This is a genomic window from Mucilaginibacter mallensis (assembly GCF_900105165.1).
GTDB lineage: Bacteria > Bacteroidota > Bacteroidia > Sphingobacteriales > Sphingobacteriaceae > Mucilaginibacter > Mucilaginibacter mallensis.
Genome location: NZ_LT629740.1, coordinates 806156 through 828687, shown reverse-complemented (window position 1 = coordinate 828687; position 22532 = coordinate 806156). Strand labels below are relative to the sequence as shown.

Sequence of the window (22532 nt, the reverse complement as noted above, 5' to 3'; positions counted from 1 at the left end):
CTCTTCTAATTAAGTTGTTTTGATATATTTTCCAGTTTCTTCAGTGTTTCTTCCAGCTTAAGGCTTTGTTTTTTAAACGACCTGGGCCTTATCACCAGCCATAATATCAATGTCCATATTATGGCAATGGAATAAGTGATTATAAATACCACCATGCTTATGCTCGCCATCTCATACAAGTACAACAGCAAACCAATCGAACTTATTCCCATGCCTAAAACCTGTGTTTTTTTGTAATAGTATACCTGGTTGCGCCTGGTCTGCTCCAAAAACTCTATAAATTCCTTATTACTGCAATCCTTCAAATCAATAAATCTTTTAATTGACCGCGTATTTGTAAACACCAGTACACCGCAGGCAATAATGATCAGCACCTCGCCTATCCGGGTAGTAATCATAGTTGATTTATAAACGAACATAGTGGCTACCATCATCGCAGCACAAACCAGCGCCGTAAAAATTACAATCAGTTTGTTTCGCAACCGCTGGTTACGGAATTTCTTAACTATCCGCAGCATCTCATCTGAACTCGGCAGGCCATCCGTTTTCGCGGTCAACCACAATGCTTTTATATCATTCAAATTGTCCATGCGCTTTAAATTTAATGGCCAGTTTCTCCTTAACCCTGTGAATTTTCACCCGTGTATTTACTGCGCTTAATCCAACTATCGCAGCTATCTCCGCCTGCGGCAGATCTTCTAACACCAGCGATATAATAATCCGGTCCGTTTCCTCCAGTTCGGCAATGCAGTTGTATAAAAAGACAAGTTTCTCTTCCTGCGTTTCCTCATGGGGCTGATCGGGTAAATGGAATGGAAGCTCGGTTGTCATCACCCTTTTTGATCGTTCCAATGCCCGCAAGCAATTGTTGGTTGCAATGCGGAAGATCCAGGTACTGATCTTTGATTCGTTCCTGAACGTAGGCAGGTTCTTCCAAACTGAAATGAAGGTTTCCTGTACCAGGTCTTTTGCTTGCTCCCTATCATTAATATAGCCCATACACACCCTGAATATCTGGGGCGAGTACTGCGCGTATATTTCTTCAAAATCAGCCATTATCCTTACAGGATTTTTGTGTTCTTTATATTTTAATGCCGGGTTAGATACGGCACCTTTTGAAATGTTACAGCCAAAATATTTTTCGCCATCAGCCGTAAATTTTCTGCTTTAAGGTAATTTAAAAATTCTATTTTTACCCCGAATGAATTACGTACAGACGCAAAATGTTGCGTCTCTACACAATTAAAATTAAACCTATGACATACGTAGCTTCTCCCGACAGATATAAAAACATGCAATACCGCCGCTGTGGTAAAAGTGGCATCATGCTCCCGGCTGTATCGCTGGGCCTATGGCACAACTTTGGCCATGTTGATGTAACCGAAAATTACCGCAAAATTTTACACCTCGCATTCGATAGCGGCATCACCCATTTCGATCTGGCTAACAATTACGGCCCGCCTCCGGGCTCTGCCGAAGAAAATTTTGGGCGCATATTAAAAGAGGATTTTAGCAGCTATCGCGATGAGATGATCATCAGCAGCAAAGCCGGCTACACCATGTGGGATGGCCCTTATGGCGATTGGGGTTCAAAAAAATACCTGGTAGCCAGCCTTGACCAAAGTCTTAAACGCATGGGGCTGGATTATGTAGATATCTTCTACCACCACCGTCCCGATCCGGAAACACCGCTGGAAGAAACTATGGCAGCACTCGACCTCATCGTTCGCCAGGGCAAGGCATTGTACGTGGGTATATCAAACTACCCTGCCGACCGTGCTAAGGATGCTATTGAAATATTAAGGAAATTAGGTACACCATGCCTTATCCACCAGCCTAAATACTCCATGTTTGAGCGTTGGGTTGAAGGTGGCCTGATGGATGTTCTGGGTGCTGAAGGTGTAGGCTGTATCCCATTTTCGCCATTGGCACAGGGCATGCTCACCAATAAATACCTGCATGGTATCCCTGAAGATTCGCGCGCGGCAAAATCAACCGGTTTCCTGCAAACCAGCCAGATTACCGAAAAACGCCTGAACGAGATCAAAAAACTAAATGACCTGGCCGTAAAACGCGGACAAACACTGGCACAAATGGCCCTGTCGTGGATATTGAAGGACCCTCGGGTAACATCAGTACTCATAGGTGCCAGCAAACCCGAGCAATTAGCCGACTCTATGAAATGTTTGGATAACACCCATTTCTCAAGCGAGGAATTGGCACATATTGAGGATATATTAAAATAACACATAATAACCCACCTTGTCATTTCGACCGGAGGGAGAATCTTCTTCGCCAAGCGTTTACGCATGTACACTCGCTCGCAAAAGATTCTCCCTCCGGTCGAAATGACAATTTGTTTTAAATCACCATGAGTACAATCAACTGGGGTATAATAGGCTGCGGCGATGTAACCGAAGTAAAAAGCGGACCGGCATTCAATAAAGTTGTGGGCAGCAAACTATCAGCCGTTATGCGCCGCGATGCCACCAAGGCCGCCGACTACGCTCTACGACACAACGTTGGCAAATGGTACAGTGATGCCAATGAGCTGCTGAACGATCCGGAGCTAAATGCTATCTACATAGCCACCCCACCGGCATCGCACCTGCCCTATGCACTTGATGCCCTTAAAAAAGGGTTTAATGTTTATGTAGAAAAGCCTGTAACCCGCAATGCTGCCGAAGCACAACAAATGGCTGATGCCGTTAAACAAAGTGGCTTAAAACTAACCGTGGCCCATTACCGCCGTGCAGTACCTATGTTTTTGCATGTTAAAAACCTGTTGGATAGTCAGGCTATTGGAGATATCCGCACCGTGCAGATCCGCATGTGGCAGGCTCGCAAGCCAGCACTTGTTGCCAAAGTGGAAAGTAACTGGCGTGTACAACCTGAGCTCTCAGGCGGTGGTTACTTTCATGACCTTGCCCCCCATCAGCTCGACCTCATGCTCTACTATTTTGGCGAACCGGAGTTTTACAGCGGCTTCTCAATCAACCAATCAGAAAACACCCCGGCTGATGACCATGTTACCGGGCATATCCTGTTCAAAAACAAAGTAGTGGTAAACGGCTCCTGGTGCTTCAACGTAGCCGAGAGCGAAACCACCGATACCTGCGAGATTATCGGCACAAAAGGTAAGATCACCTTCCCTTTCTTCGGTAAATATGTAACCTTGGAAACTGAGTTTGGTGAAGAAACCATCGAGTTTACCCATCCCCAGCACATTCAGCAACCCATGATCGAAAAGATCGTAGCCTATTTCAAAGGCGAAGGCCCAAACCCCTGCAGCATTGAGGAGGCTATAGTTTTAATGAAGATAATGGATAGTTTTACGGGGAAGTAAAAAGAAAACAAAAGTCAATAGTTTCAAATGCGTCATTGCGAGGAACGAAGCAATCCCCGACTGTACAGAGCGGTTTGCATATCGCATGAAGCCGCTCATTGCCGCGGAGGCTACTACTTTTGTCTTGATACAAAAGGTAGCAAAACCCGACCGTAGGGAGCTCATGAATACCTATGAAGAAACAAATATAATAGATGAATAAATCAAGTCAGTAGATTAAGCTTCTTTGCCGCGCAAGGCCATCGCCCTGCAAATCAGGCAAAACCTGGGCTGCTATTTTTTTACCCAGCTACCGCTACGCACTTTGGCCTTTACCCTTCTGTAAAAATCTGCTATGCCCTGCCATTGCGCGCAAAGCCACCATCGTTTTGCCTAATTTCACCCGAAGCTGTTCTACTGACGGGAACTACACATTTTTTTGATAAAGAAATTTAATTGGACCGGAATCAAAAAAGTGCGCAGGCCCTGACAACAAGGGCGGGCCAGCGTAGTGGCGGGAATGCCGGTTTAGCTTTTTGGGTGATGTGAGAATACGAAGTATTCGAACAGCGAAAAAAGCGTGAAGAACCGGCAGGGAGCGGAGAAGCATCCTTGTTGTCTTGACTTTTTTGGTTACTTTTTGTGTCAAGACAAAAAGTGACGTCTTAGCGACAAGCGATACCATGTGATAAGTATACGACATGCAATCCAGCTCTATAAAGTCGGAATTGCTTCGCTTTTACATAACCCCTATTTTTTCTTCGGCACCCTCGCCCCTTCCTTCCTCGCTTCCGATAACCCAATAGCTACAGCTTGTTTCTTACTGGTAACTTTTTTACCATTGCCACTTTTTAGCGTGCCTTCTTTTAATTCATGCATGGTCTTTTCAACTTTTTCCGCTGCTTTCTCTGAGTACTTTGCCATAATTTTTTTATTTAAGTAGATGATGGTACTTAAAGCAAAATATTTGCCAAAAAATCACACGTTACTAAAACAAAGGCAACCAATTATCTATATTAAAAAAAGTATTAGCCCGCTAAATAATAATGCTTAACTTCAAAACATATAAATAATACGTGGTGTTTAGCCATTAAATTTATACCTATCAGCTTATGACAGTAAAAAAACTTACAACACCTTTTTATGAAAAACTTTCTTTAGTACTGGTAGGTCTTATTGCATTAGGCTACCTGGTTATTCAGGCTAAAGATGTGCTCGACCCTATGATGTTCGGGTTTCTATTCGCGATACTTTTATTGCCAGTTGCAAACTTTTTTGAACGCAAGTGCCGTATGCCCCGCAGCATATCCTCGTTCCTGTCCATATTATTGCTGGTCGGTTTTATAGGTGGTATCGTTTACCTTGTGAGTTCACAAATATCCAACCTCGCCAGCGACTGGCCCCAGCTCAAAACCCAGGTAATGCAATCTATCAATGATCTATCAGGGTGGATATCAACAGCATTTCATATCAATACCGATAAACAAATGGTGTATGTACATAGCACCACCAATAAAATACTGGCTGCAGGTACCGATGTTTTGGGCACAACTTTCGGGGCCATATCATCATTAATGCTGTTCTATTCATTCATCCTTATATTCACCTTCTTTATCCTTTTTTACCGCAAGCTTTTACTGAAGTTTATCATATGGGTTTTTAACGAAGAAAATTCAGCCACAGTGTTTGATATCGTAGAGAACGTTCAAACCATTTTAAGGCAATATATAATCGGCCTGCTGCTTGAGATGGTCATAGTAGCCACAATAGCCTGCACCCTCTTCTGGATGATCGGTGTTAAATACGCCGTTTTACTGGGACTATTCGTAGGGCTGTTCAACATTATACCCTATATCGGTATTTTTTCGGCGCTATTGCTCAGCAGTATCATCACTTTCGCTACCAGCACCATTAAACAAGCAGTTGAAGTTGCCGTTGGTGTAATTGCCATACATGCAGTGGATTCAAACCTATTATTACCCACCATAGTAGGTTCAAAAGTAAGGCTTAATGCCCTGATCACCTTTTTAGGAATAGTTTTTGGCGAAATGATCTGGGGATTATCAGGCATGTTCCTTTCCATCCCTACCATAGCCATCCTCAAGATCATATTCGATCGTATTGAAAGCCTTAAACCATGGGGGTTCTTACTTGGCGGCGACAATGAAGCAAAAAAGGCAGCCCGAAAAAAAATGAAAATAACAACTGAATAGCGAAGTTCACCCTCTTTGCGGCCTGCCGCAGAGAGGGTGGTCGAGCGAAGTAAAGACCGGGTGAGTCGGCGGAGCGCGTTCCTCTCGTCATCCATCAGTCTACCAACACCGGCTTCAGTCTGCGACTGAAGCCCACAAATAATGAAAGTTTGCAACTTTCATTTCACAATCACCCTACCGCCTGGTAAACCTTAATAAAAATAGCTAAGCCATAGGCCATCAGCACTAAAGTATTAACTACCAGCAGCCAGTTAAGGTCAATCTCCTTATACTTTTTAATGGTGCACAAAACCAGCAAACCAATAAATCCGCCCAACAAAATTGCAGGGAATACCAATGTCCATTTCTGCCGGATCACGAAATTAAAATTTTGTAACTTGGCATTGTTGCCCGCAATAAATGGCACAGTTGCTATAAGCAACAGGAAAAAGAACAAGCGTACAACTACCTTAGCAACTATCTGACTGGTTTTCATATGATCCGTCAAAATTAAAAAATAATAACTACCGAACTATGCTCCGCAACCACCGTTTTATAACTGTATTATATTTTTTACTTATACCCTTTTCGGTTTTCTCACAATCAAAACCATCTTTCAGGATAGTGCCACTTGGTGTTTTAGGTGGTATTGATGAAAGCAACCTTTCCGCCTATATGGTTGCCGCAGCAGGCACCAACAATTATGTTTGTATGGATGCGGGCACCCTGCATTACGGCATTCAGCAGGCGGTGGATAATAAAGTATTCTCCATCCCCACAGAGCAGGTGCTGAGGCAATACATCAAAGGCTATTGCATCTCACACGCACATCTGGACCATATCGCCGGACTCATCATCAATTCTCCCGACGACACCGCTAAAAATATCTACGCCTTAGCCAGCACTATCCAAACTATTAAAACACATTATTTTACATGGGACAGCTGGGCCAACTTTGGCGATGATGGCGAAGCCCCCACCCTCAAAAAATATCATTATCAGATACTTACACCCGATAGCATTATCCCGATAAAAAATACAGGGATGACCGTTCAGGTATTTCCATTAAGTCACTCCAACCTAACCAGCACCGCTTTTTTGGTGAATAGTAATGATGCCTATATTTTATATTTGGGCGATACCGGTGCCGATGACATTGAAAAAAGCCATAATCTGCACAAGCTATGGCAGGCCGTTGCGCCACTCGTAAAAAGCAAGAAACTAAAGGCCATCATGATCGAGACCTCATTCCCCGATGAGCAGCCCGATAAAACCCTGTTCGGCCACCTTACCCCGCATTGGCTCATGGCAGAGATGGATGATCTTGCTTCCCTAACCGGCACCGACGCACTCAAAGGCTTTAATGTGATCATCACCCACCTTAAACCACCGCAAACCAGTATCTATAAGATCAAACTACAGCTTTTTAACGAAAATAAATTAAACTTAAACCTCATCTACCCACAGCAGGGCGAGGTTATCGATTTGTAATAGATAACAAGCGCCATTTTTCATCACGCGTCATTGCGAAGAGGAACGACGAAGCAATCCCCGACTATTCAGAGCGAATATGCTTGTCTATTGAGTCGCATGAAGCCTCTCATGGGCGCGGAGCCCTATTTCTTTTGTCTTGATACAAAAGAAACAAAAAATCAAGACAGCAGAAATGCTTCTTTGCCGCACGGGGCCTTCCCTGCAAATCAGGCAAAATCTGGGCTGGAATCTTTTTGCGGCCATAGTGTGCTCATAGGCCCATACACTGCAAAAATTTCCTATGCCCTGCTACCACACAAGGCCACCATTATTTTGCCAGATTTCATCCGAAGCTGTTCTACTGACAGGGAAGAAGAAAGCTTAATTGAACCGCGTTCGAAAAAGAGCGTAGGGCACTGACAACAAGGGCGGGCCAGCGTTGGCGGGAATGCCGGTTTAGCTTTTTGTGTGATGTGAGGTACGAATGTACCGAACAGCGAAAAAAGCGTGAAGAACCGGCAGGGAGCGCGGAAGCATCCTTGTTGTCTTGATTTATTCACATGTTGTTTGTTTTTAAAGGTGTTCATGAGCTCCCTCCGGTCGGTTTTTTGGTTACTTTTTGTATCAAGACAAACGGCGGAGCCCTCTTGAGCGCCTTTAAAAAAACAAAAAACGTGCGAAAAAAAGTGACTTCTTAGCGAAAAGCGATACCATGCGATAAGTAACCGTCTTACAAATTCGCGCTGAACAGTCGGGGATTATTAATATTGCGTTTGTTTTTCAATGGTATTAATGAGCTCCCTCCGGTCGGTTGTCTGCGTTCCTCGCAATAACACTCGGAGAAACCATCTCACCAATACCAATTCAATCTTATAAAAATTAATACCTCCCTGTAACATTCGCGCCTAAAAATCATCAAACAAATAAAATTAAAACTTAAAACATGCGCTACTTTCTTTGCTTCATTTGCCCACCAGCTGCGGTTTTAACAACCGGCCGTATTGGGTCGTTTATACTCAGCATAATACTCACTATTTTTTTCTGGATCCCCGGCATAATTTACGCTATATTGGTAACCAGTGATTTTTACTCGGCCCGTAGAAACCGGAGAGTTGTAAGAGCCATCAGGGCAAACAGGTACTAAGTATATTGATAACCAATAAATTACATCAACCCGCTATTGCCAGATCCGTCTGCAACTTATAGAGGTTCTGCTCTTAAACCTTTAGCATTATTAATTAATATATCAACTATTGATTAATGAAAATGGGGATTATTATCCCCAAAACGGGGAAAATACAATTTTCCCTTTCAGGCGTTTTTCCCAATTTATTAACGGGAAAGAAAATCAAATTGCCGAATAATTACACAATCAAATTATTCAAGAACATTTCACCTTATTCGCTTAAAAATCATTGCGGTTGCATCATTTTTGCCCCCTGTGGGTAAGCAAACCCTAAGATTTTGAAAACACAATTACTTAAAATCACATTCATCGCCTTTGCAAGTTTACTATTCGTAAACATTAGTAAGGCGCAGCAGTATATAAACAGCAGCACTACTACCGGTAGCACTACTATTGGCTATACCTGCTACAATTATTTTGACAACAATACCGCAGCTAACATATCGCCCACACCGGTAGGCTCTACAACTAATTCTATCATTTTACCGGCGGCAACGGCTAATAACCTGTCTGTTGTTGGCACAAGTAGTAGCTGTTTGGAATCAAACAACGTAAGCACTCCTATTGATGCAACTGTTAATTACATACCTAACGCCGCTGATAAAACCACGTATGCTGCTAATTTAAATACACAGGATTGGGAATGGTCGTTATTATACAGGGCAACCACACTGCCATCTCAAACCGCGCCAGGTTCAGGTGCAGCGGGTAGTGCAGGCCTTATATATACCCCGCTTGTAGGCACTTCAAACAACTGGCGCTATTGGTTGCATGCTACAACAGCAACCGTAACCACTACAACACAAGGCTTTGTGTTAATGCAAACATCTGATGGCCTTCTGCACGTATATGTTGCCGATGGTAGCACATATGATAAACCCATTGAACTCTTAGTAAGTAAAGCAGCATTATCTGTAAATACCACCTATTGTATAAAAATACAAAGGCTTATCAACGGTACCTGGAACATGTACCTTGATCCTTATACATCAACAGTTACACAAGCACAAACTTTACAACAAACCAGGGTTAGCAGCGATGGTTATAGCATTTCACTCGCTTACAAAAACTCTATACTACAGGCATCACAATCGTCCGCTACAGCAGGTACCTATAAATTTGATGAAACGCATATGTACACCCGTTACCTGTACTTTGCCCCTATGACAACTGCTGCACAAGGTGTAACACAATCGCCTCTTTATGCCGGCGAAACACCTGTAATATTATATGGTATCCAGGTCTTTACCCGTGGCAATTATGATTTTACCCAGATCTATATTAATGAAACCGACAATAGCTATTTCAGAAGTAACTTTATAAATAACGGCAACCCGGCTTATTTGTATGAAACCCAGAATCCTGTTCTTAGTATGACGGGGGCAACATTTATTTCAAATATTCAGTTAAATAATGGTGGCGGGGCCCAGGCACAAATTACGGCATATACCAGCCCCTTCGTAAGTATGGGTAATGTTGATGGCTCTCTCTCTAACCCGGGAAATTATTTCATTGAAACCTCAATGGCTTCAACCATAAACGTGCCTGCCCCGGCAACTATGTCGTTTGGTACAGTAAGTTCAGTGGTTGATGGTACAACAGGCAGCCCAATTTCCACCGGTCAATATTCAAACGGAACTCCACCAGCCGGTACCGGTACTATAGGCACAGGTACTGTTTATGATTGGATAGGCGGCACAGCCGGTAATGCATACACAGCAGCTGCAAACTGGCACCAGGGTGTTGCACCAGGCGCAACTGACATTGTAAACTTTGGTGTAAATTATAGTTTCACTACCGCAAACAGTCCTAATTTTGGTGCAAATACAACAGTAGGGCAAATATATGTAGGTAAAAATGGCGGTAACCAGGTGTCATTCAACATGTATAGCACTGTTGGTAGCGGTACCGCCTATAGCTACACTACTACAAATGGCATTTCACTGGCCGCGGGCGCAAATTTAGCGTTAAGTGGTTATAGCTCAAGTAAATTGGCCACCTTTATTACAAAGGGCACATCTACTGCAGCCTCCACTTCAATCATAGTACCAACAAACACTACCTTTACGCAATCAGGCACATTTACATTACTATCTGATGCAAGCGGTACTGCTAATATTGGTATACTATTAAATTCAACGGTTAGTGGCACATTTACTGTACAACGCTATATGACAGGAGGAACCGCTGCTTACCGCACCTGGAGATTGATGTCATCGCCTATTAATAACGGATCATCAGCTTTTAATTTTGCAAACTTACAGCAAACCTTAATTGTAACAGGCTCCGGAGGTTCAACAAACGGTTTCGATCCGCCTGCATCCTGGAATGCAACCACATATACCGCTAATGGCCCATCCGTTTTATTTTATAACGAACCTGTGGCCCAAAGCGCTAAAAATGATTTTATATCGCTGGCAACAAATCCAACTACAACAACCAAACCTGTAGGCACAGGCTTCTACTTCTATTACCGTGGGGACCGCACACATAACTTATCAAGCAAAGTAGTAAAGGTTAGCGGAAGTTATGCCATACCCGAATCTACACCAACTTTATGGACAGGCACTTTAAACACAGGAAACGTATCTTTTGCCGCAAGTTATACCAATAACGTTGGGGCAACTGATAATGGTTATAATATAACAGGTAACCCTTATCCTTGTACCTTAGATTGGTCTAAAGTAACCTACACTTCCGGTAAATTCTCGCTGAACCCGCTTTATACCGGCGTGCCAAACATTTGGGTATACGACCCCACAAAAAATAGTATCAATCCGCAAAATAACACCACCTACACCAACTATGTAGCTGTTGGCCAGGGTTTCTTTGTACAAGCAACCGGAACCGGCGGAACTATAACATTTACAGAGAATGCTAAAGATGTGGCTTCTGCTGATCAGCCAACAGGAAGCAAACTTATGCTGAGCGTTATTCAACCTAAAACCGATCCGTATATACAACTGGAAATGATACGTGATTCAACAAATGCTGATTTTGCCTATATCCGTTTTAACAATAACGCTAATCCTAAATACAACAAAACAGATGATGTTGATGATTTGAACGGCGATGGCCAGAATGTGTTTTTTGGAAGTTTAACTGCTGATAGTGTTGAAGTTGCAATTAATTCATTACCACTAACCCTGCATACCTCAGTATTTTTAAGCGCTAATGCAACTACACAAGGGGCATTCTCCATTAAAAGAACCGACCTGGTTAATATATCAAGCGCATATGATGTATTCCTGATGGACCATTTCACAAAAGACTCTCTTGACCTGAGACAACATGATACTTATTCCTTTAACATAACAAGTAATCCGGCATCATATGGCAATAGCCGCTTTGAGTTGGTTTTACGCATAAAACCACTTCCTCCATACCAATTGCTTTCTTTCACTGGTCAGCATGTAAGCAGTGGCAACCAATTGAACTGGAAAACAGCTAACGAGAACTATTATACCACTTTCCAGCTACAAAGAAGCCAGGATAATGGTAAAACATTCAGTTCACTTACCACTATGCAATCTGATAGCTCAGGTGCATATGCCTTTACAGATAAAGCTGCTGGAAAAGACACAGCAATGTATCGCCTAATGCAGTCCGACGTTAATAATAACATCACTTACTCATCAATAGTAATATTATCAACTACAGGCAGCCTTGTTCAATTTAAGGTATATCCTAACCCTGCATCATCATACATCCAGTTCCAGGCTAACAATATAGTTAACCCACCGTTGAAATTAAATATTTATAATTCTATTGGTAGTATTGTTAAAACAACTACATTTAGTGCTAATACCGGTACACAAGACCTATCAGGACTCATAAATGGAACTTATATACTGGAATTAATTGATGTAAACACCAAGAAAAGTTTAGGTACTGCTAAATTTTCTAAATTTTAATAGATAAACAGGGATGAAAAAAATAACAAAAAGTATAGCGTTACTATTTATAATAAATATATTAATGGTAACTACAGTATTAGCTCAAGTACCATGCTCTGGTGATCCCGATGATCCGGGATATAACCCTAATGGCTGTCCCCTTGATACCTATGTTTGGATATTAGCCATTGCCGCTCTTATATTTGGCGCTACATACCTGCACCGCCAGCAAAAAGCACAAAGCAGGGCTTAATACACCCTGTATATAGGGCAATTATGTTTTACATAAACGGCCCGCATTGCCTTAGTTTGTTTTTACGATCTCGTAAATGACAAACTAAGGCAATTATCATTTTAATAATAATTAAGAATCCTTATTAAATTCAAAACCATAAAAAACTTTCGCTGTTACATTTATAACATTAAACGTTTTTTATGGAAAATTTAATAATATTTCGCATCTTTTTAGCTTTCCCTCTAATAGGTTTACTCATCCCTGATACTGGCCTGTTTCTATCAGATGCTAAAAATCACCTATCAGCCAATCACACAATTATTGAACTAACACTGCTTACAAGCATAATAACATGCTCAGTAGGCATAAGCTATTTTAAGCGGAAAATAAATAAGGATATAAATAATGATTCTCTTATCAGCGTTTAACAGGGATTCTGTTTATAAAGATTAACCTGCCTTTTGTTGCTGTATACTGAAGCTATCTTTTAATTCTTTCATCTCTATCTCATAAGCGCGCATACGTGCATGTAAAATATCAACCTCAGTGCGCAGCATTTGTATCTCAGTAATAAGCTTTGCCGATTCAGGTTTGTTAATGATCTTTTCGCCGGTACCGAGTATGAGCCACTCAGGCGAATATTTTAATTGGAAACAAAGCTTGCGGATAAGGTAATAGCTCATCTCCTGCTTCTTATTAATAACCTTGCTTATAAATCCCTGGTCAACCCCAATAGCATGTGCAAGGCCGAGCTGTCCGCCATGCTCTTTTACAATTACTTTTAATCGTTTAATTATTGCTTCGTCAGACATTGTGCTTGCAATAATAAACAAACTCAGTATAAAAGCGAAATAGATGATTTAAATGAAATATAATTTACCCGAACGGGCATATATTATTTTATCTGCTCAAAATTAAGCACCTTAACCTTTTTAATGGTAGCGAGTAATTCATTAAGGCCGGTATGGTAATCTTTAATATTGATTCTGCCATACTCATAATTATTAGTTAGCGCATTAAGCTGCGATATTATAATTTGCCTGGCTCCTTCATTGATATTTATACGGCCCTGTGCTATTGTTCTGCCGTCGTCAGTAATAGTTATATTACCATACAACAAAGTATTCAACCGCTGTAATTTTTGTTCGGCTGATTGTACCAGAAACAAAGGCTGTATACTTCTGGCTTTTATCAAAATCTTCTCTAACCTGCTGGTTTGTTGATCATCTATCAACAATAATAAACTCGCCATCACTATCCCTATCACTAAAAAACAAAAAACAAACCCCATATGCCCGTAAATTAATTCCTTAATAAATAATTCCGTCAATAATTGCTACGGCTCTTTTTGATACAACGTAAATTTCTGCATTATTGTTTACAATGCAGCATTTTTTTTAACAACTATCCTTTTTTTTACATTACTCATATATAATAATACAAAAAAAGCGACTACAAAGAGTCGCTTTTCTGTAATATTATTAAACTACAACTAATTTAACGTATTAATCAAATAATCCATCTGCTTCTGAAAGCTCTCCTGCGATATTTCAGCCTTTTCATAACTGTTTATAAGCGCTGTTAGCTCATTAGTAAGCAGCTGATGATCATCGTCATTCGTATTATCCGCATCACCATACTTATAATCAAGCGCAGTTATAGTAAGTAATTGCTTTAAATTATCGCCATGCAAATTAACAGTTATCCTGTCTTTTTGTCGTTTATAAATATCAACCACAATTACCGATATAATAATTGTGACAATAACGGAAAGTGTCACTGAGTCCATAATAAAAAATTCATTTAGGTTTATGCTCCTGGGTGAGGTGCTTTGCTGTAATTAAAAACGAAATTTATGCTTTTAAAGTTTCTCAAACCAAAGCAAACAACGTTTTTATAAATAATTTTTCGTTTTAGCATAAAAATTAAAAAATCAATACTATTTAACTTAATTCTTTGCTAAGCATGTAGTATTTCCCCTTATTAAAAGGGTAATAATCCTTCACCCGGTAAACTTTTATTCTGCATACAACCAAAAAACACATCAATTTCTTCCTGAAAAATGAAAATGTGCTGTTTAGCTTAAAAGCTTACTAAAATTCACAATTTGATGCAATAAATGATTTACTATATATTTATGAAAATAACAGGCATATGAAAAAGGTATTATTAGTTACTCCAACTCTATTACTAATATTATTTGGTTTGATATTAATTTCCTTTCAATCCAATACCCTCCCTAACCTGCATGGCACATTTGCCGTAAACTATGGAAAGAAAACAACCGCATACCAGCAATTAGCTATTCACTATACCCCAGGCGGAAAGATCTTATTTTATCTTGAAGGTAGTACAGGAAAACCCGCATATAATACAGGATCCGAATATGGCCGGTTATCATTCAATAAAAAAACAGGAAATTATGAATATATACCCAAAGACACCACTCAAGACTGCCAACTTGAATTTGTAAAGAAAGGCAATAAGATTATCATAAAAACCCTCCACGGCGATTGTGGTTTTGGGCATGGTGTATACGCCGATGGTGCCTATCAGCAAACCAGTAAAGCCAATCCTCAGTCTTTCATTACCCGAACCGGCAAAAAGGTCTACTTCGACAAAACAGCTCCCGAAAAATTAACCGATTACTAACCCACTCACGATTCACTCCCCCAGCACTTTCTCATAACAGTAAAACCTCAGGTTTGGCCTGAATTTAAAACCAGTTTCGCCGGTAAACTCATACCCTAATTTAGGAAACAGCTTCCTGGTAGCCTTATTATTACTATTGGTGTCGATTCGCAAAATATCAATCCCGCGCTCCCTGGCAACAAGCTCAGCCTGGTTGAGTAGTGACTCTGCAATATACATACCCCTGTAATCAAGGCCTACAGCAAGGCGGTGAGTAACGATAGCAGTCTGACTGGTATCCATGCCCGCATGTCTATATTCATCCGCCTGGTCAGTGGTAATCGCCGTTACACCTGCAACTTTACCATCAACATCAGCAACCCAAAGCTGCTGCTGCGCAATATCATTCTTAAAAACTTCAGCATTAGGATAAGTATTATCCCACTGAAAATTCCCCGAAGCATTCATAACAGGCACAACCTGGGCAATAAGCTGCATTATAGCGTCAATATCATTTAGTGTAGCAAGGCGGATAATCATATACTGGAATTGAGGTTCCAAAAATAGAAATTCAAACGATTGAAATTAAATTTTAGAGACTTTTCTAACCTCTAATTACCAACCTCTAATCACTAATCTCATCCTCCCGCACAATCCCCTCAATCTCGTCAAAGTAAGCCAATACGGTATTATACACCTCATTTTCATTACCCTCAACCCACCGTAATGATACAGCCACAGTTTTACCAAAGTCCGATTCAAACTTCAGCTCAAATATTAACATGGCGCTGCTCCTGCCCGGTTTCAGGCCAATGTCTTCCACATCCTTCCAGTCCAGTATAATATTGCGGATATAATCCTTAACACCATGCTCATCAAGCTCAAGCGCTACCTCACCCTTAAAGGCAGGCATCAGCCGGGTAACAATCATCAGTCCCATCACTGCAATAAATAACAGCGCAAAAACGCCAAATATCACAATACCCAACATGTCATGCGCATTATAATTTCTAATAGTTGTAGTAAGTAATAAGCAAATAAAAATAAGCAGCACTGCCATGCCCGTAAAACCTGCTTTCTTACTGTATCGAAACTGAATGATCTGTGGCATGCTTAAAATTGTTTTTATGATGTAGGTTAAAGATAGTAATTCATCTATAATAATCAGAAATACAAAATATCCCTATGCTTCCTTTTCCCCGTCAGTAGAACAGCTTCTGGCGAAATCAGGCAAAACGATGGTAGCCTTGCGTGGCAGCGCATAGCAGATTTTTACACCTCGCAATTGCGAGGAACGAAGAAAATCGACAGAAGGGAGCTCATTAATACAATAAAGAAACAAACACTGCATTTAATAATCCCCGACTATATAGAGCGAATTTGCATGCCGTTTACTTATCATGTGAAGCCGCTCATGGGCGCGGAGCCCTAGTGTCAAGTCAACAGTCTTTAGTCGTAAGTCTAAAGCCATATTTCGTTCTTTTTGAATTTTGACTCAAGACTTTAGGCTCATGACTAGCGACATTTTATGATTGACACGACACTAGTTACTTTGGCTTGATCCAAAGTAACCAAAGATCAAGACAAAAAGATCCTTCCGCCCACAGGCAAAACACCCAGGCCCGCGCTTTTTGTCGGGCCTTTGCACGCTTTTGATCATGGATCAATTAAAGCCCTCTCCCTTGTAGAGGGTTGGGTGAGGTTCGTCAGTAGAACAGCTTCGGATGAAATCAGGCAAAACGATGGTGGCCTTGTGCATTGGCAGGGCATAGCAGATTTTTACAGAAGGGCAAAGGCCCGGCGCCTAGCGATAGCAGGGTAAAAATATAGCAGCCCAGGTTTTGCCTGATTTGCAGGGTAAGGCCAGGTGCGGCAACGAAGCATTTCTACTGACTTGATCTTTTGTTTCTTTTGTATCAAGACAAAAGAAATAGGCCTTAGCGGCTATGAGCGATACCACGGAAAATTAAACGCCTGACATATTCGCTCTGTACAATCGGGGATTGCTTCGTTCCTCACAAAACCCCTAATGATTATGCTTCTTATGAATATCCTTCACCAAACACAACTTCTTTATATCCGCAATCTTTACCACAAATGGCGCATACTTTAAACGGTTCCCTATCATCTCCGTAACATTATCAGAGTGAGCTATCACCTCATCCGGATTATCCCCGGCCAGTAGTCGCTTATACATACGATAATCACCCCATTCAATATAATAAACCTCGCCCGGCAGTATCTTCATATCATGTATCACCTTTAACGCTACCCAGCAGCCATTCTCCAGGTATGGATACATGGAATGCCCCCACACCGGCAACGCAAAATCACATTCCTCAATACCCGGAAAGTTCATACGCCCCACACTCTGCGTATCATTAATATCATTATAAACCTCCACGCCCGATGCCGTAGCAATAATTTCGTACATAGGTATCCCGTCCTCCATCTTTTTAATTACAGTATTTTCTGTTTGCTTTTTATTTTCTAGATAATCCCTGTATTTTTCTTTAAATATCTGTAGTTTATCCGGATCAATATTCTGCCTGCTCTTAATAATTTCTGTAATTGAGCTGGCCGAATTAAAGCCGAGCACCTCAGCCAATTGCGCGTTCCCGTTAAAAGCCTTTCCTTTAAGCTGATTATACAATATAATAAACTCCAGTGTCTCAGGCCTGACTCTCTTTATTTTAGCAGATTTTGATTCATCTTCCATAGCATGCAAAATAAGTTTTCAACAATTCTTTAATTTAATAAAGATATTTCTGTATATTTGTATTGTCAATGGTGCTAAATTATAACAAATAAATAGAATTTCCAAATGAAAAATACAGAATATAAAGAAATTATAATACAGAAATTACAATTCTGCTATTATGTAATGCACCCTGCATAAAAACACTTATATAACACCAGCAAAAAAAGAGAGAACGAAAAGATGAAGAGATTTAAAACCTGAACCACCATGTATATTGCCTACTCCGCGCTGCAAACCATTGCGCAGCAAACCGAAACCAAAAACACAGAAAACCATTTCACCAACGAATTAATTTTACGCTACCAGGCCTACCAAACCATCTGCAATAAATACACCCGCGAAATAGCCGCCATCCAAAAATACCTGCCCAACTGGCAACCAGCATTTAGATAGCTTTTTAGTATCAAGTAGCTAGTATCAAGTATTTAGACAAAAAACCTGTCCACGTGCTTAGTACTTGATACTTGATACCTGATACTAGCTACTTGATACTAACTAACGCTACTTGATACCAAAAAAATTACTTGATACCTAAAAAAATGATAAAAATCACACAAAAACTCAAAAACCACCTTTGGTGGCTCATCATCAATGTCGACTATGATTACAGCCGCATTGCCATCGCAGACCATGAAATTAACGGCGACATTTTAACCCTTTGGCTCGAAGACAAACACGACTTCAAAAACTCCTTAGACGAATGCCTGCAGGTAGATTTACCACTTAAACAATTCGCCAAAGTAATAAAAGCCGAAAACCTGAACAGTTACGAGGGCGTTAAAATGCACCCCAAAAAGAATTTCACCTACAAGGCCCGCATCGAGATCAACGAGCCCATCAAGTGGTACCTTGAAGATGCCAGCCCCGCCGACCAGCAATGGGCCCGCGAAGCCATGCTCAAAACCCTCCTAACCCAACTCGTAGAAACCGAAGTATATGACGACTGCAATACCAACCAGTTGTTTTTATAATAAAACTATGCCAAATAGAACATTAAACATAATTAATAATTACATTTATCCAGGCCGTTCCCGCTGGTTAGCGGGCGGGCTATCCACTCATACTACACGGGCATTAGTCACGGCCTGCACTTAGGGGCCTCACCTGGCCGGTATCCGTTTCCCTAACGCAAAGCCGGCCCCAGTGCGATTCCCTCCCCACGAGAGGGGCAGGGAGGGGTTCCGCCAACAAAAGCCCCCCCGCCGGTTCAAGCGTCCACGCTTGAACCAACCACCACATAAGCGTCCACGCTTATGAAAACAAATAGCTATCCAATAACTAATAACCCAATAACATCCCCTACCGTCAGTAGAACAGCTTCGGATGAAATCAGGCAAAACGATGGTGGCCTTTTGCGTGGCAGGGCATAGGAAATTTTTGCAGTGTATCGGCCAACGTGCGCATTATGGCCGCAAAAAGATTCCAGTCCAGGTTTTGCCTGATTTGCAGGGTAATGACCTGTGCGGCAAAGAAACATTTCTAGTGACTTGATTTTTTGTTTCTTTTGTATCAAGACAAAAGAAATAGGGCTCCGCGCCCATGAGCGGCTTCGCGCAACATTCCAACTTGCAAGCAAACCATGCCCATCCAACCAAAAATAAAATCCTAATTTAGCCAGCTATATGACTCATGCACCCAAATCCCCAAAATCATCAAGAATAGCCGCAGCCATATTCTTCTTCATATCAGGCTTTGGCTACACCACCTGGGCATCCCGAATCCCCTCCATCCAGCGCGATCTCCATTTAAACGAAGCACAACTAGGTATCGCACTATTTGCCCTACCCGTAGGCCTAATGGCAACCATGCCGTTAACAGGCAAATTACTTAGTCGCTTTAGCAGCAGCGCAATAATGCTTTTCGGTGCAGTATTCTATAATCTTTGTCTAGGCTTATTGGGCTTTGCCACACAATTCTGGCAATTCCTGCTTATATTATTTTTCTTCGGCTCATCACGTAACCTGTTCAACCTATCAACCAATACCGAAGCCGTGGGTGTACAAACACTATACAACAAATCCATCATGACAACCTTCCACGGCATCTGGAGCATGGCAGGCTTTGGCGGGGCAGCCCTTGGTTATCTAATGGTGGCCAATCATATAAAACCCGCATATCACTTATTATCGGTCAGCATAATATTAACGGTAATTGCATTTTGCTGTTCACCATTTTTGCTACATCAAAAACCAGTTCCGCAACCCGATAAGCCTGTTTTTTCATTGCCCGATAAAACACTGCTCAAACTTGCCTTTATCTGCTTTGCCTCCATGGCCTGCGAAAACATTATGTATGACTGGAGCGGTATTTATATGGATAAAGCAGTGCATACCTCGCACGCAATAGCCATAACAGGCTTTATAGCCTTTATGTCAACCCTAACCTTTGCCCGCTTCGCCGGCGATAAGGTAGTTACCCGTTACGGCGTTAAAATGCTTATGCAATATAGTGGCATGCTCATCATATCAGGCTTTATGCTCTCTGTTATATTTCCCTATCTGGTAACGGCTATACTTGGTTTTGCTATGGTAGGTATAGGCACTTCATGCTTAGTTCCGCTTGTTTATCGTGAAGCCGGCAAATCAAAAACCATGAGCAACGGCCTGGGCATTGCAGCGGTATCAACGGTAGGTTATTTAGGCTTTTTAATAGTACCGCCGCTGGTTGGCTTTGTAGCACAAGCCTCAAACTTACGCTGGTCATTCGCCATCATATCCACACTTGGGTTAGTTATTGTGTGGATGGCATCAAAATTAAGATCAGAACCATCCTGATCCTGCATCTGCTATCTGTAAAAAAGATTAGCAGAAAAACAAAAAAGCCGGGATGTGCCCGGCTCAAAGTCTATTCGAATAAAAATTATCGGCTGTTAATTGTGTCTAAAACCACCTTTATTACCACCACCACTAAAGCCTTTGTCCTCTGCCACGTTCACTGTTATCCTTCTGCCATAATAGCTGGCGCCATTCATACACCTAATGGCTTCTTTAGCCTCGTCTTCGTTCACCATCTCAACAAACCCAAAACCCTTACTCTCTTTTGTTTCACGATCTTTAATGATCCTGAGTGATTTTACCGGCCCAAAATCACCAAAAACGGCTGTTAACTCGGCCTCATCCACCTCAAGTGGCAAGCCTGCAATAAATACTTTCATCAATGTCTTTAAAATTTGTTAAAGGTACTAAAAAAAGGCCACATTTGGCTACCCAAACTCCGAAAAGCCCCATCTGTAAACGCTTTTTTACTTAACGGTTACTTACGGCTAAATAATTAAAAGTTAAATAGGAATGATTATAACGATAGTCGATATACTGGCAACTAATGACTCAATGACCAATGACTTAATGACAAAACTATTTCAGCTGTAGGCTAAAAGTGCCCTTAACCTTATAAAAAGGCGCATTAGGCTTGGCATCCTTAGCTAAAAAAGTATAAAATGTACCTTTAGCCAACGTGCTGTCTGTTTTAAATGAGGTAATGTTTATTTTCCCGAAATCCTGGGTGTTTATGTATTTGGTTAATGCGTATTCAATATTAGGCATTTTATCATGGCTCAATAAAAACTGACTCCCTGCTACCGTGCTGGTTAAATTACTAAGCGCCTTCCCTGCCGAGCTGATCCCAAAGCTCATGTCATGCTCCTTATTAATAGCTGTTATCCCAAAGTACTGGTTATTGCCCGAGTTAACATTTATAAAAGCTATTGAATCTTTAGCCGCGTCAAAAGTATAGGTCGAATCCAGTATAGTTACTTTAAGCGTCCCCTTAACAGCAAGGTAATTGCCAGGTGCATTAAGCGTTAATGAACTATCGGTTTTAGCAGAATTTACCGCTGTTTCATCATTAACCACCTGATCTTTTTGGCACGATACGATCATACCCGAAAGCAGCAGTATAAAAACGATGAAAAATTTAGTAAATCTCTTGTTGCCCATTAGTAAAGATCTGCGCTGTTCTTGTAATTGGATACGTAAAAATAGTTAAAAAGGTTGTGCCAATTAGTATTCGTAACAAAAATTTAACAATTATTAACGCGTCCGGTTAAAAACCACAAAAAAACAACCAAAAATCACTGAAGTAGCCCATTTTTTTAAAATTATTTTATCCCGATCCACTTTAAAATTGAAATCCCTATCACCTCCAATTATTAAAAAAATATTTGCTAATGCTAAATAATTTAGTTATCTTTGAATATACTTTATGCCATTCGGCATTTTAATCATAATGAAACTTAAGCATCCAAAATTTACAGTTACAAGGCTAAATCAGCTTATTGATGACTATTTCATACACATTCAGGGTGAATATCATCTCGAAGAAAAATCAACGCAAACCAAAAGCACTAAAAAAGCTACCGATACAAAGATCTGGGACCGCCAACCCGAACCGGCAACCATCACTGGCCTCGCCTTTTTCCTCGGCTTCAGCAGCCGCCAATCATTTGATGATTACGAAACCTCGGGCAAACATGCCTACATCCTCAAACGCGGCCAGTTGCGTATCGAGGCTGAATACGAAAAGAAACTACACCAGCAACCCGCCAGCGGCGCCATATTCGCCCTCCGCAGCATGGGCTGGAACGAAAAACCCGAAGAACGGTCACCAACCGATCCATCCTCAAAAACCCTAAAAGTAAAAATCCTCGAAACCGGCCCCACACCCGCCTCCAACGAAAAAGAAGTATCGCTCTAACCAACAAACCAGTGACCAGTGACCAGTGACCAGTGACCAGTGACCAGTGACCAGTGACCAGTGACCAGTGACCAGTGACCAGTGACCAGTGACCAGTGACCAGTGACCCCACCCACACCGCCGGTTCAAGCGTCCACGCTT

Annotated in this window: 25 protein-coding genes; 13 read left to right on the top strand and 12 right to left on the bottom strand. The window is 41.4% G+C overall.

Annotated elements, in window-relative coordinates:
- Window positions 1–5: 5 nt before the first annotated feature.
- Together BLU33_RS03390 and BLU33_RS03385 are read right to left on the bottom strand one after the other, a co-directional pair.
- On the bottom strand, window positions 6–590 hold the full coding sequence (locus BLU33_RS03390) for a hypothetical protein (protein WP_091369277.1): 585 nt from the start codon (window positions 588–590) through the stop codon (window positions 6–8).
- A complete protein-coding gene (locus BLU33_RS03385) occupies window positions 574–1056 on the bottom strand; it encodes an RNA polymerase sigma factor (protein WP_091369274.1) in 483 nt (160 codons plus the stop codon). The genes BLU33_RS03390 and BLU33_RS03385 overlap by 17 nt, the downstream gene beginning before the upstream one ends.
- A gap of 200 nt (window positions 1057–1256) precedes the next feature.
- Here BLU33_RS03385 and mgrA point away from each other — a divergent pair, with 200 nt between their 5' ends.
- Window positions 1257–2246 (top strand): L-glyceraldehyde 3-phosphate reductase, encoded by a 990-nt coding sequence (mgrA, locus tag BLU33_RS03380; RefSeq protein ID WP_091369271.1) that lies wholly within the window; start codon window positions 1257–1259, stop codon window positions 2244–2246.
- 125 nt (window positions 2247–2371) lie between these two features.
- Window positions 2372–3346 carry a Gfo/Idh/MocA family protein gene (locus BLU33_RS03375; protein WP_091369268.1) on the top strand — a complete coding sequence of 325 codons (975 nt, stop codon included), beginning with the start codon at window positions 2372–2374 and terminating at the stop codon, window positions 3344–3346.
- A gap of 729 nt (window positions 3347–4075) precedes the next feature.
- On the opposite strand, the gene BLU33_RS25275 is transcribed toward BLU33_RS03375, so the two are convergent.
- Window positions 4076–4249, bottom strand: coding sequence for a DUF6496 domain-containing protein (locus BLU33_RS25275; protein WP_172829207.1), 174 nt, complete (start codon window positions 4247–4249; stop codon window positions 4076–4078).
- Window positions 4250–4437: 188 nt separating this feature from the next.
- Here BLU33_RS25275 and BLU33_RS03370 point away from each other — a divergent pair, with 188 nt between their 5' ends.
- On the top strand, window positions 4438–5538 hold the full coding sequence (locus BLU33_RS03370) for an AI-2E family transporter (protein ID WP_091369265.1): 1101 nt from the start codon (window positions 4438–4440) through the stop codon (window positions 5536–5538).
- Between the two features lie 169 nt (window positions 5539–5707).
- Here BLU33_RS03370 and BLU33_RS03365 read toward each other — a convergent pair whose 3' ends face one another.
- Window positions 5708–6013 carry a hypothetical protein gene (locus tag BLU33_RS03365; RefSeq protein WP_091369262.1) on the bottom strand — a complete coding sequence of 102 codons (306 nt, stop codon included), beginning with the start codon at window positions 6011–6013 and terminating at the stop codon, window positions 5708–5710.
- Between the two features lie 38 nt (window positions 6014–6051).
- Here BLU33_RS03365 and BLU33_RS03360 point away from each other — a divergent pair, with 38 nt between their 5' ends.
- The 5 genes from BLU33_RS03360 (at window position 6052) to BLU33_RS03340 (ending at window position 12325) form a co-directional block, all read left to right on the top strand.
- Window positions 6052–7008, top strand: a complete 957-nt coding sequence (locus tag BLU33_RS03360; protein WP_091369259.1) for an MBL fold metallo-hydrolase — start codon at window positions 6052–6054, stop codon at window positions 7006–7008.
- Between the two features lie 99 nt (window positions 7009–7107).
- Window positions 7108–7410, top strand: coding sequence for a hypothetical protein (locus BLU33_RS03355; RefSeq protein WP_157682038.1), 303 nt, complete (start codon window positions 7108–7110; stop codon window positions 7408–7410).
- Between the two features lie 523 nt (window positions 7411–7933).
- Entirely contained in the window at window positions 7934–8134 is a 201-nt protein-coding gene (locus tag BLU33_RS25670; protein WP_091369250.1) for a YqaE/Pmp3 family membrane protein, read from the top strand.
- A gap of 320 nt (window positions 8135–8454) precedes the next feature.
- The gene (locus BLU33_RS03345; protein WP_091369247.1) at window positions 8455–12090 is read left to right on the top strand and encodes a T9SS type A sorting domain-containing protein; all 3636 of its coding nucleotides are present in this window, start codon (window positions 8455–8457) and stop codon (window positions 12088–12090) included.
- 13 nt (window positions 12091–12103) lie between these two features.
- A complete protein-coding gene (locus tag BLU33_RS03340; RefSeq protein ID WP_091369245.1) occupies window positions 12104–12325 on the top strand; it encodes a hypothetical protein in 222 nt (73 codons plus the stop codon).
- 431 nt (window positions 12326–12756) lie between these two features.
- Here the strand turns inward: BLU33_RS03340 and BLU33_RS03330 are convergent, their stop codons facing one another.
- The 3 genes from BLU33_RS03330 to BLU33_RS03320 form a co-directional block, all read right to left on the bottom strand.
- Complete coding sequence (locus BLU33_RS03330; RefSeq protein WP_091369238.1) at window positions 12757–13119, bottom strand: helix-turn-helix domain-containing protein; 363 nt, start codon at window positions 13117–13119, stop codon at window positions 12757–12759.
- An 83-nt stretch (window positions 13120–13202) separates the two neighbouring features.
- Entirely contained in the window at window positions 13203–13598 is a 396-nt protein-coding gene (locus tag BLU33_RS03325) for a thioredoxin domain-containing protein (protein ID WP_157682037.1), read from the bottom strand.
- Window positions 13599–13799: 201 nt separating this feature from the next.
- The gene (locus BLU33_RS03320) at window positions 13800–14096 is read right to left on the bottom strand and encodes a hypothetical protein (RefSeq protein WP_091369232.1); all 297 of its coding nucleotides are present in this window, start codon (window positions 14094–14096) and stop codon (window positions 13800–13802) included.
- 365 nt (window positions 14097–14461) lie between these two features.
- Between BLU33_RS03320 and BLU33_RS03315 the strand changes: the two genes are divergently transcribed.
- Window positions 14462–14959, top strand: coding sequence for a hypothetical protein (locus tag BLU33_RS03315; RefSeq protein ID WP_091369229.1), 498 nt, complete (start codon window positions 14462–14464; stop codon window positions 14957–14959).
- A gap of 12 nt (window positions 14960–14971) precedes the next feature.
- Here BLU33_RS03315 and BLU33_RS03310 read toward each other — a convergent pair whose 3' ends face one another.
- The 3 genes from BLU33_RS03310 to BLU33_RS03295 all read right to left on the bottom strand — a co-directional run bounded on the left by BLU33_RS03310 (window position 14972) and on the right by BLU33_RS03295 (window position 17657).
- The gene (locus BLU33_RS03310) at window positions 14972–15478 is read right to left on the bottom strand and encodes a GNAT family N-acetyltransferase (RefSeq protein WP_091369225.1); all 507 of its coding nucleotides are present in this window, start codon (window positions 15476–15478) and stop codon (window positions 14972–14974) included.
- A gap of 85 nt (window positions 15479–15563) precedes the next feature.
- Window positions 15564–16049, bottom strand: a complete 486-nt coding sequence (locus BLU33_RS03305) for a hypothetical protein (protein WP_091369221.1) — start codon at window positions 16047–16049, stop codon at window positions 15564–15566.
- A gap of 915 nt (window positions 16050–16964) precedes the next feature.
- Window positions 16965–17657 (bottom strand): S24 family peptidase, encoded by a 693-nt coding sequence (locus tag BLU33_RS03295; RefSeq protein WP_091369215.1) that lies wholly within the window; start codon window positions 17655–17657, stop codon window positions 16965–16967.
- Between the two features lie 249 nt (window positions 17658–17906).
- Here BLU33_RS03295 and BLU33_RS03290 point away from each other — a divergent pair, with 249 nt between their 5' ends.
- The 3 genes from BLU33_RS03290 (at window position 17907) to BLU33_RS03280 (ending at window position 20473) form a co-directional block, all read left to right on the top strand.
- Window positions 17907–18092 (top strand): hypothetical protein, encoded by a 186-nt coding sequence (locus BLU33_RS03290; protein ID WP_091369212.1) that lies wholly within the window; start codon window positions 17907–17909, stop codon window positions 18090–18092.
- A 146-nt stretch (window positions 18093–18238) separates the two neighbouring features.
- On the top strand, window positions 18239–18670 hold the full coding sequence (locus BLU33_RS03285) for a hypothetical protein (protein ID WP_091369209.1): 432 nt from the start codon (window positions 18239–18241) through the stop codon (window positions 18668–18670).
- Between the two features lie 651 nt (window positions 18671–19321).
- The gene (locus BLU33_RS03280) at window positions 19322–20473 is read left to right on the top strand and encodes an MFS transporter (RefSeq protein ID WP_091369206.1); all 1152 of its coding nucleotides are present in this window, start codon (window positions 19322–19324) and stop codon (window positions 20471–20473) included.
- Window positions 20474–20568: 95 nt separating this feature from the next.
- Here the strand turns inward: BLU33_RS03280 and BLU33_RS03275 are convergent, their stop codons facing one another.
- Entirely contained in the window at window positions 20569–20853 is a 285-nt protein-coding gene (locus tag BLU33_RS03275) for an RNA recognition motif domain-containing protein (RefSeq protein WP_091369203.1), read from the bottom strand.
- Window positions 20854–21052: 199 nt separating this feature from the next.
- A complete protein-coding gene (locus tag BLU33_RS03270; RefSeq protein ID WP_091369200.1) occupies window positions 21053–21634 on the bottom strand; it encodes a hypothetical protein in 582 nt (193 codons plus the stop codon).
- Between the two features lie 289 nt (window positions 21635–21923).
- Here BLU33_RS03270 and BLU33_RS03265 point away from each other — a divergent pair, with 289 nt between their 5' ends.
- Window positions 21924–22391, top strand: a complete 468-nt coding sequence (locus BLU33_RS03265; protein ID WP_157682036.1) for a terminase small subunit — start codon at window positions 21924–21926, stop codon at window positions 22389–22391.
- Window positions 22392–22532: the final 141 nt, after the last annotated feature.

Coding starts and splice junctions, on each gene's coding strand:
- BLU33_RS03390 (WP_091369277.1), bottom strand. CDS start 590: ATGGACAATTTGAATGATATAAAAGCATTGTGGTTGACCGCGAAAACG.
- BLU33_RS03385 (WP_091369274.1), bottom strand. CDS start 1,056: ATGGCTGATTTTGAAGAAATATACGCGCAGTACTCGCCCCAGATATTC.
- mgrA (WP_091369271.1), top strand. CDS start 1,257: ATGACATACGTAGCTTCTCCCGACAGATATAAAAACATGCAATACCGC.
- BLU33_RS03375 (WP_091369268.1), top strand. CDS start 2,372: ATGAGTACAATCAACTGGGGTATAATAGGCTGCGGCGATGTAACCGAA.
- BLU33_RS25275 (WP_172829207.1), bottom strand. CDS start 4,249: ATGGCAAAGTACTCAGAGAAAGCAGCGGAAAAAGTTGAAAAGACCATG.
- BLU33_RS03370 (WP_091369265.1), top strand. CDS start 4,438: ATGACAGTAAAAAAACTTACAACACCTTTTTATGAAAAACTTTCTTTA.
- BLU33_RS03365 (WP_091369262.1), bottom strand. CDS start 6,013: ATGAAAACCAGTCAGATAGTTGCTAAGGTAGTTGTACGCTTGTTCTTT.
- BLU33_RS03360 (WP_091369259.1), top strand. CDS start 6,052: ATGCTCCGCAACCACCGTTTTATAACTGTATTATATTTTTTACTTATA.
- BLU33_RS03355 (WP_157682038.1), top strand. CDS start 7,108: ATGAAGCCTCTCATGGGCGCGGAGCCCTATTTCTTTTGTCTTGATACA.
- BLU33_RS25670 (WP_091369250.1), top strand. CDS start 7,934: ATGCGCTACTTTCTTTGCTTCATTTGCCCACCAGCTGCGGTTTTAACA.
- BLU33_RS03340 (WP_091369245.1), top strand. CDS start 12,104: ATGAAAAAAATAACAAAAAGTATAGCGTTACTATTTATAATAAATATA.
- BLU33_RS03330 (WP_091369238.1), bottom strand. CDS start 13,119: ATGTCTGACGAAGCAATAATTAAACGATTAAAAGTAATTGTAAAAGAG.
- BLU33_RS03325 (WP_157682037.1), bottom strand. CDS start 13,598: ATGGGGTTTGTTTTTTGTTTTTTAGTGATAGGGATAGTGATGGCGAGT.
- BLU33_RS03320 (WP_091369232.1), bottom strand. CDS start 14,096: ATGGACTCAGTGACACTTTCCGTTATTGTCACAATTATTATATCGGTA.
- BLU33_RS03315 (WP_091369229.1), top strand. CDS start 14,462: ATGAAAAAGGTATTATTAGTTACTCCAACTCTATTACTAATATTATTT.
- BLU33_RS03310 (WP_091369225.1), bottom strand. CDS start 15,478: ATGATTATCCGCCTTGCTACACTAAATGATATTGACGCTATAATGCAG.
- BLU33_RS03305 (WP_091369221.1), bottom strand. CDS start 16,049: ATGCCACAGATCATTCAGTTTCGATACAGTAAGAAAGCAGGTTTTACG.
- BLU33_RS03295 (WP_091369215.1), bottom strand. CDS start 17,657: ATGGAAGATGAATCAAAATCTGCTAAAATAAAGAGAGTCAGGCCTGAG.
- BLU33_RS03290 (WP_091369212.1), top strand. CDS start 17,907: ATGTATATTGCCTACTCCGCGCTGCAAACCATTGCGCAGCAAACCGAA.
- BLU33_RS03285 (WP_091369209.1), top strand. CDS start 18,239: ATGATAAAAATCACACAAAAACTCAAAAACCACCTTTGGTGGCTCATC.
- BLU33_RS03280 (WP_091369206.1), top strand. CDS start 19,322: ATGACTCATGCACCCAAATCCCCAAAATCATCAAGAATAGCCGCAGCC.
- BLU33_RS03275 (WP_091369203.1), bottom strand. CDS start 20,853: ATGAAAGTATTTATTGCAGGCTTGCCACTTGAGGTGGATGAGGCCGAG.
- BLU33_RS03270 (WP_091369200.1), bottom strand. CDS start 21,634: ATGGGCAACAAGAGATTTACTAAATTTTTCATCGTTTTTATACTGCTG.
- BLU33_RS03265 (WP_157682036.1), top strand. CDS start 21,924: ATGAAACTTAAGCATCCAAAATTTACAGTTACAAGGCTAAATCAGCTT.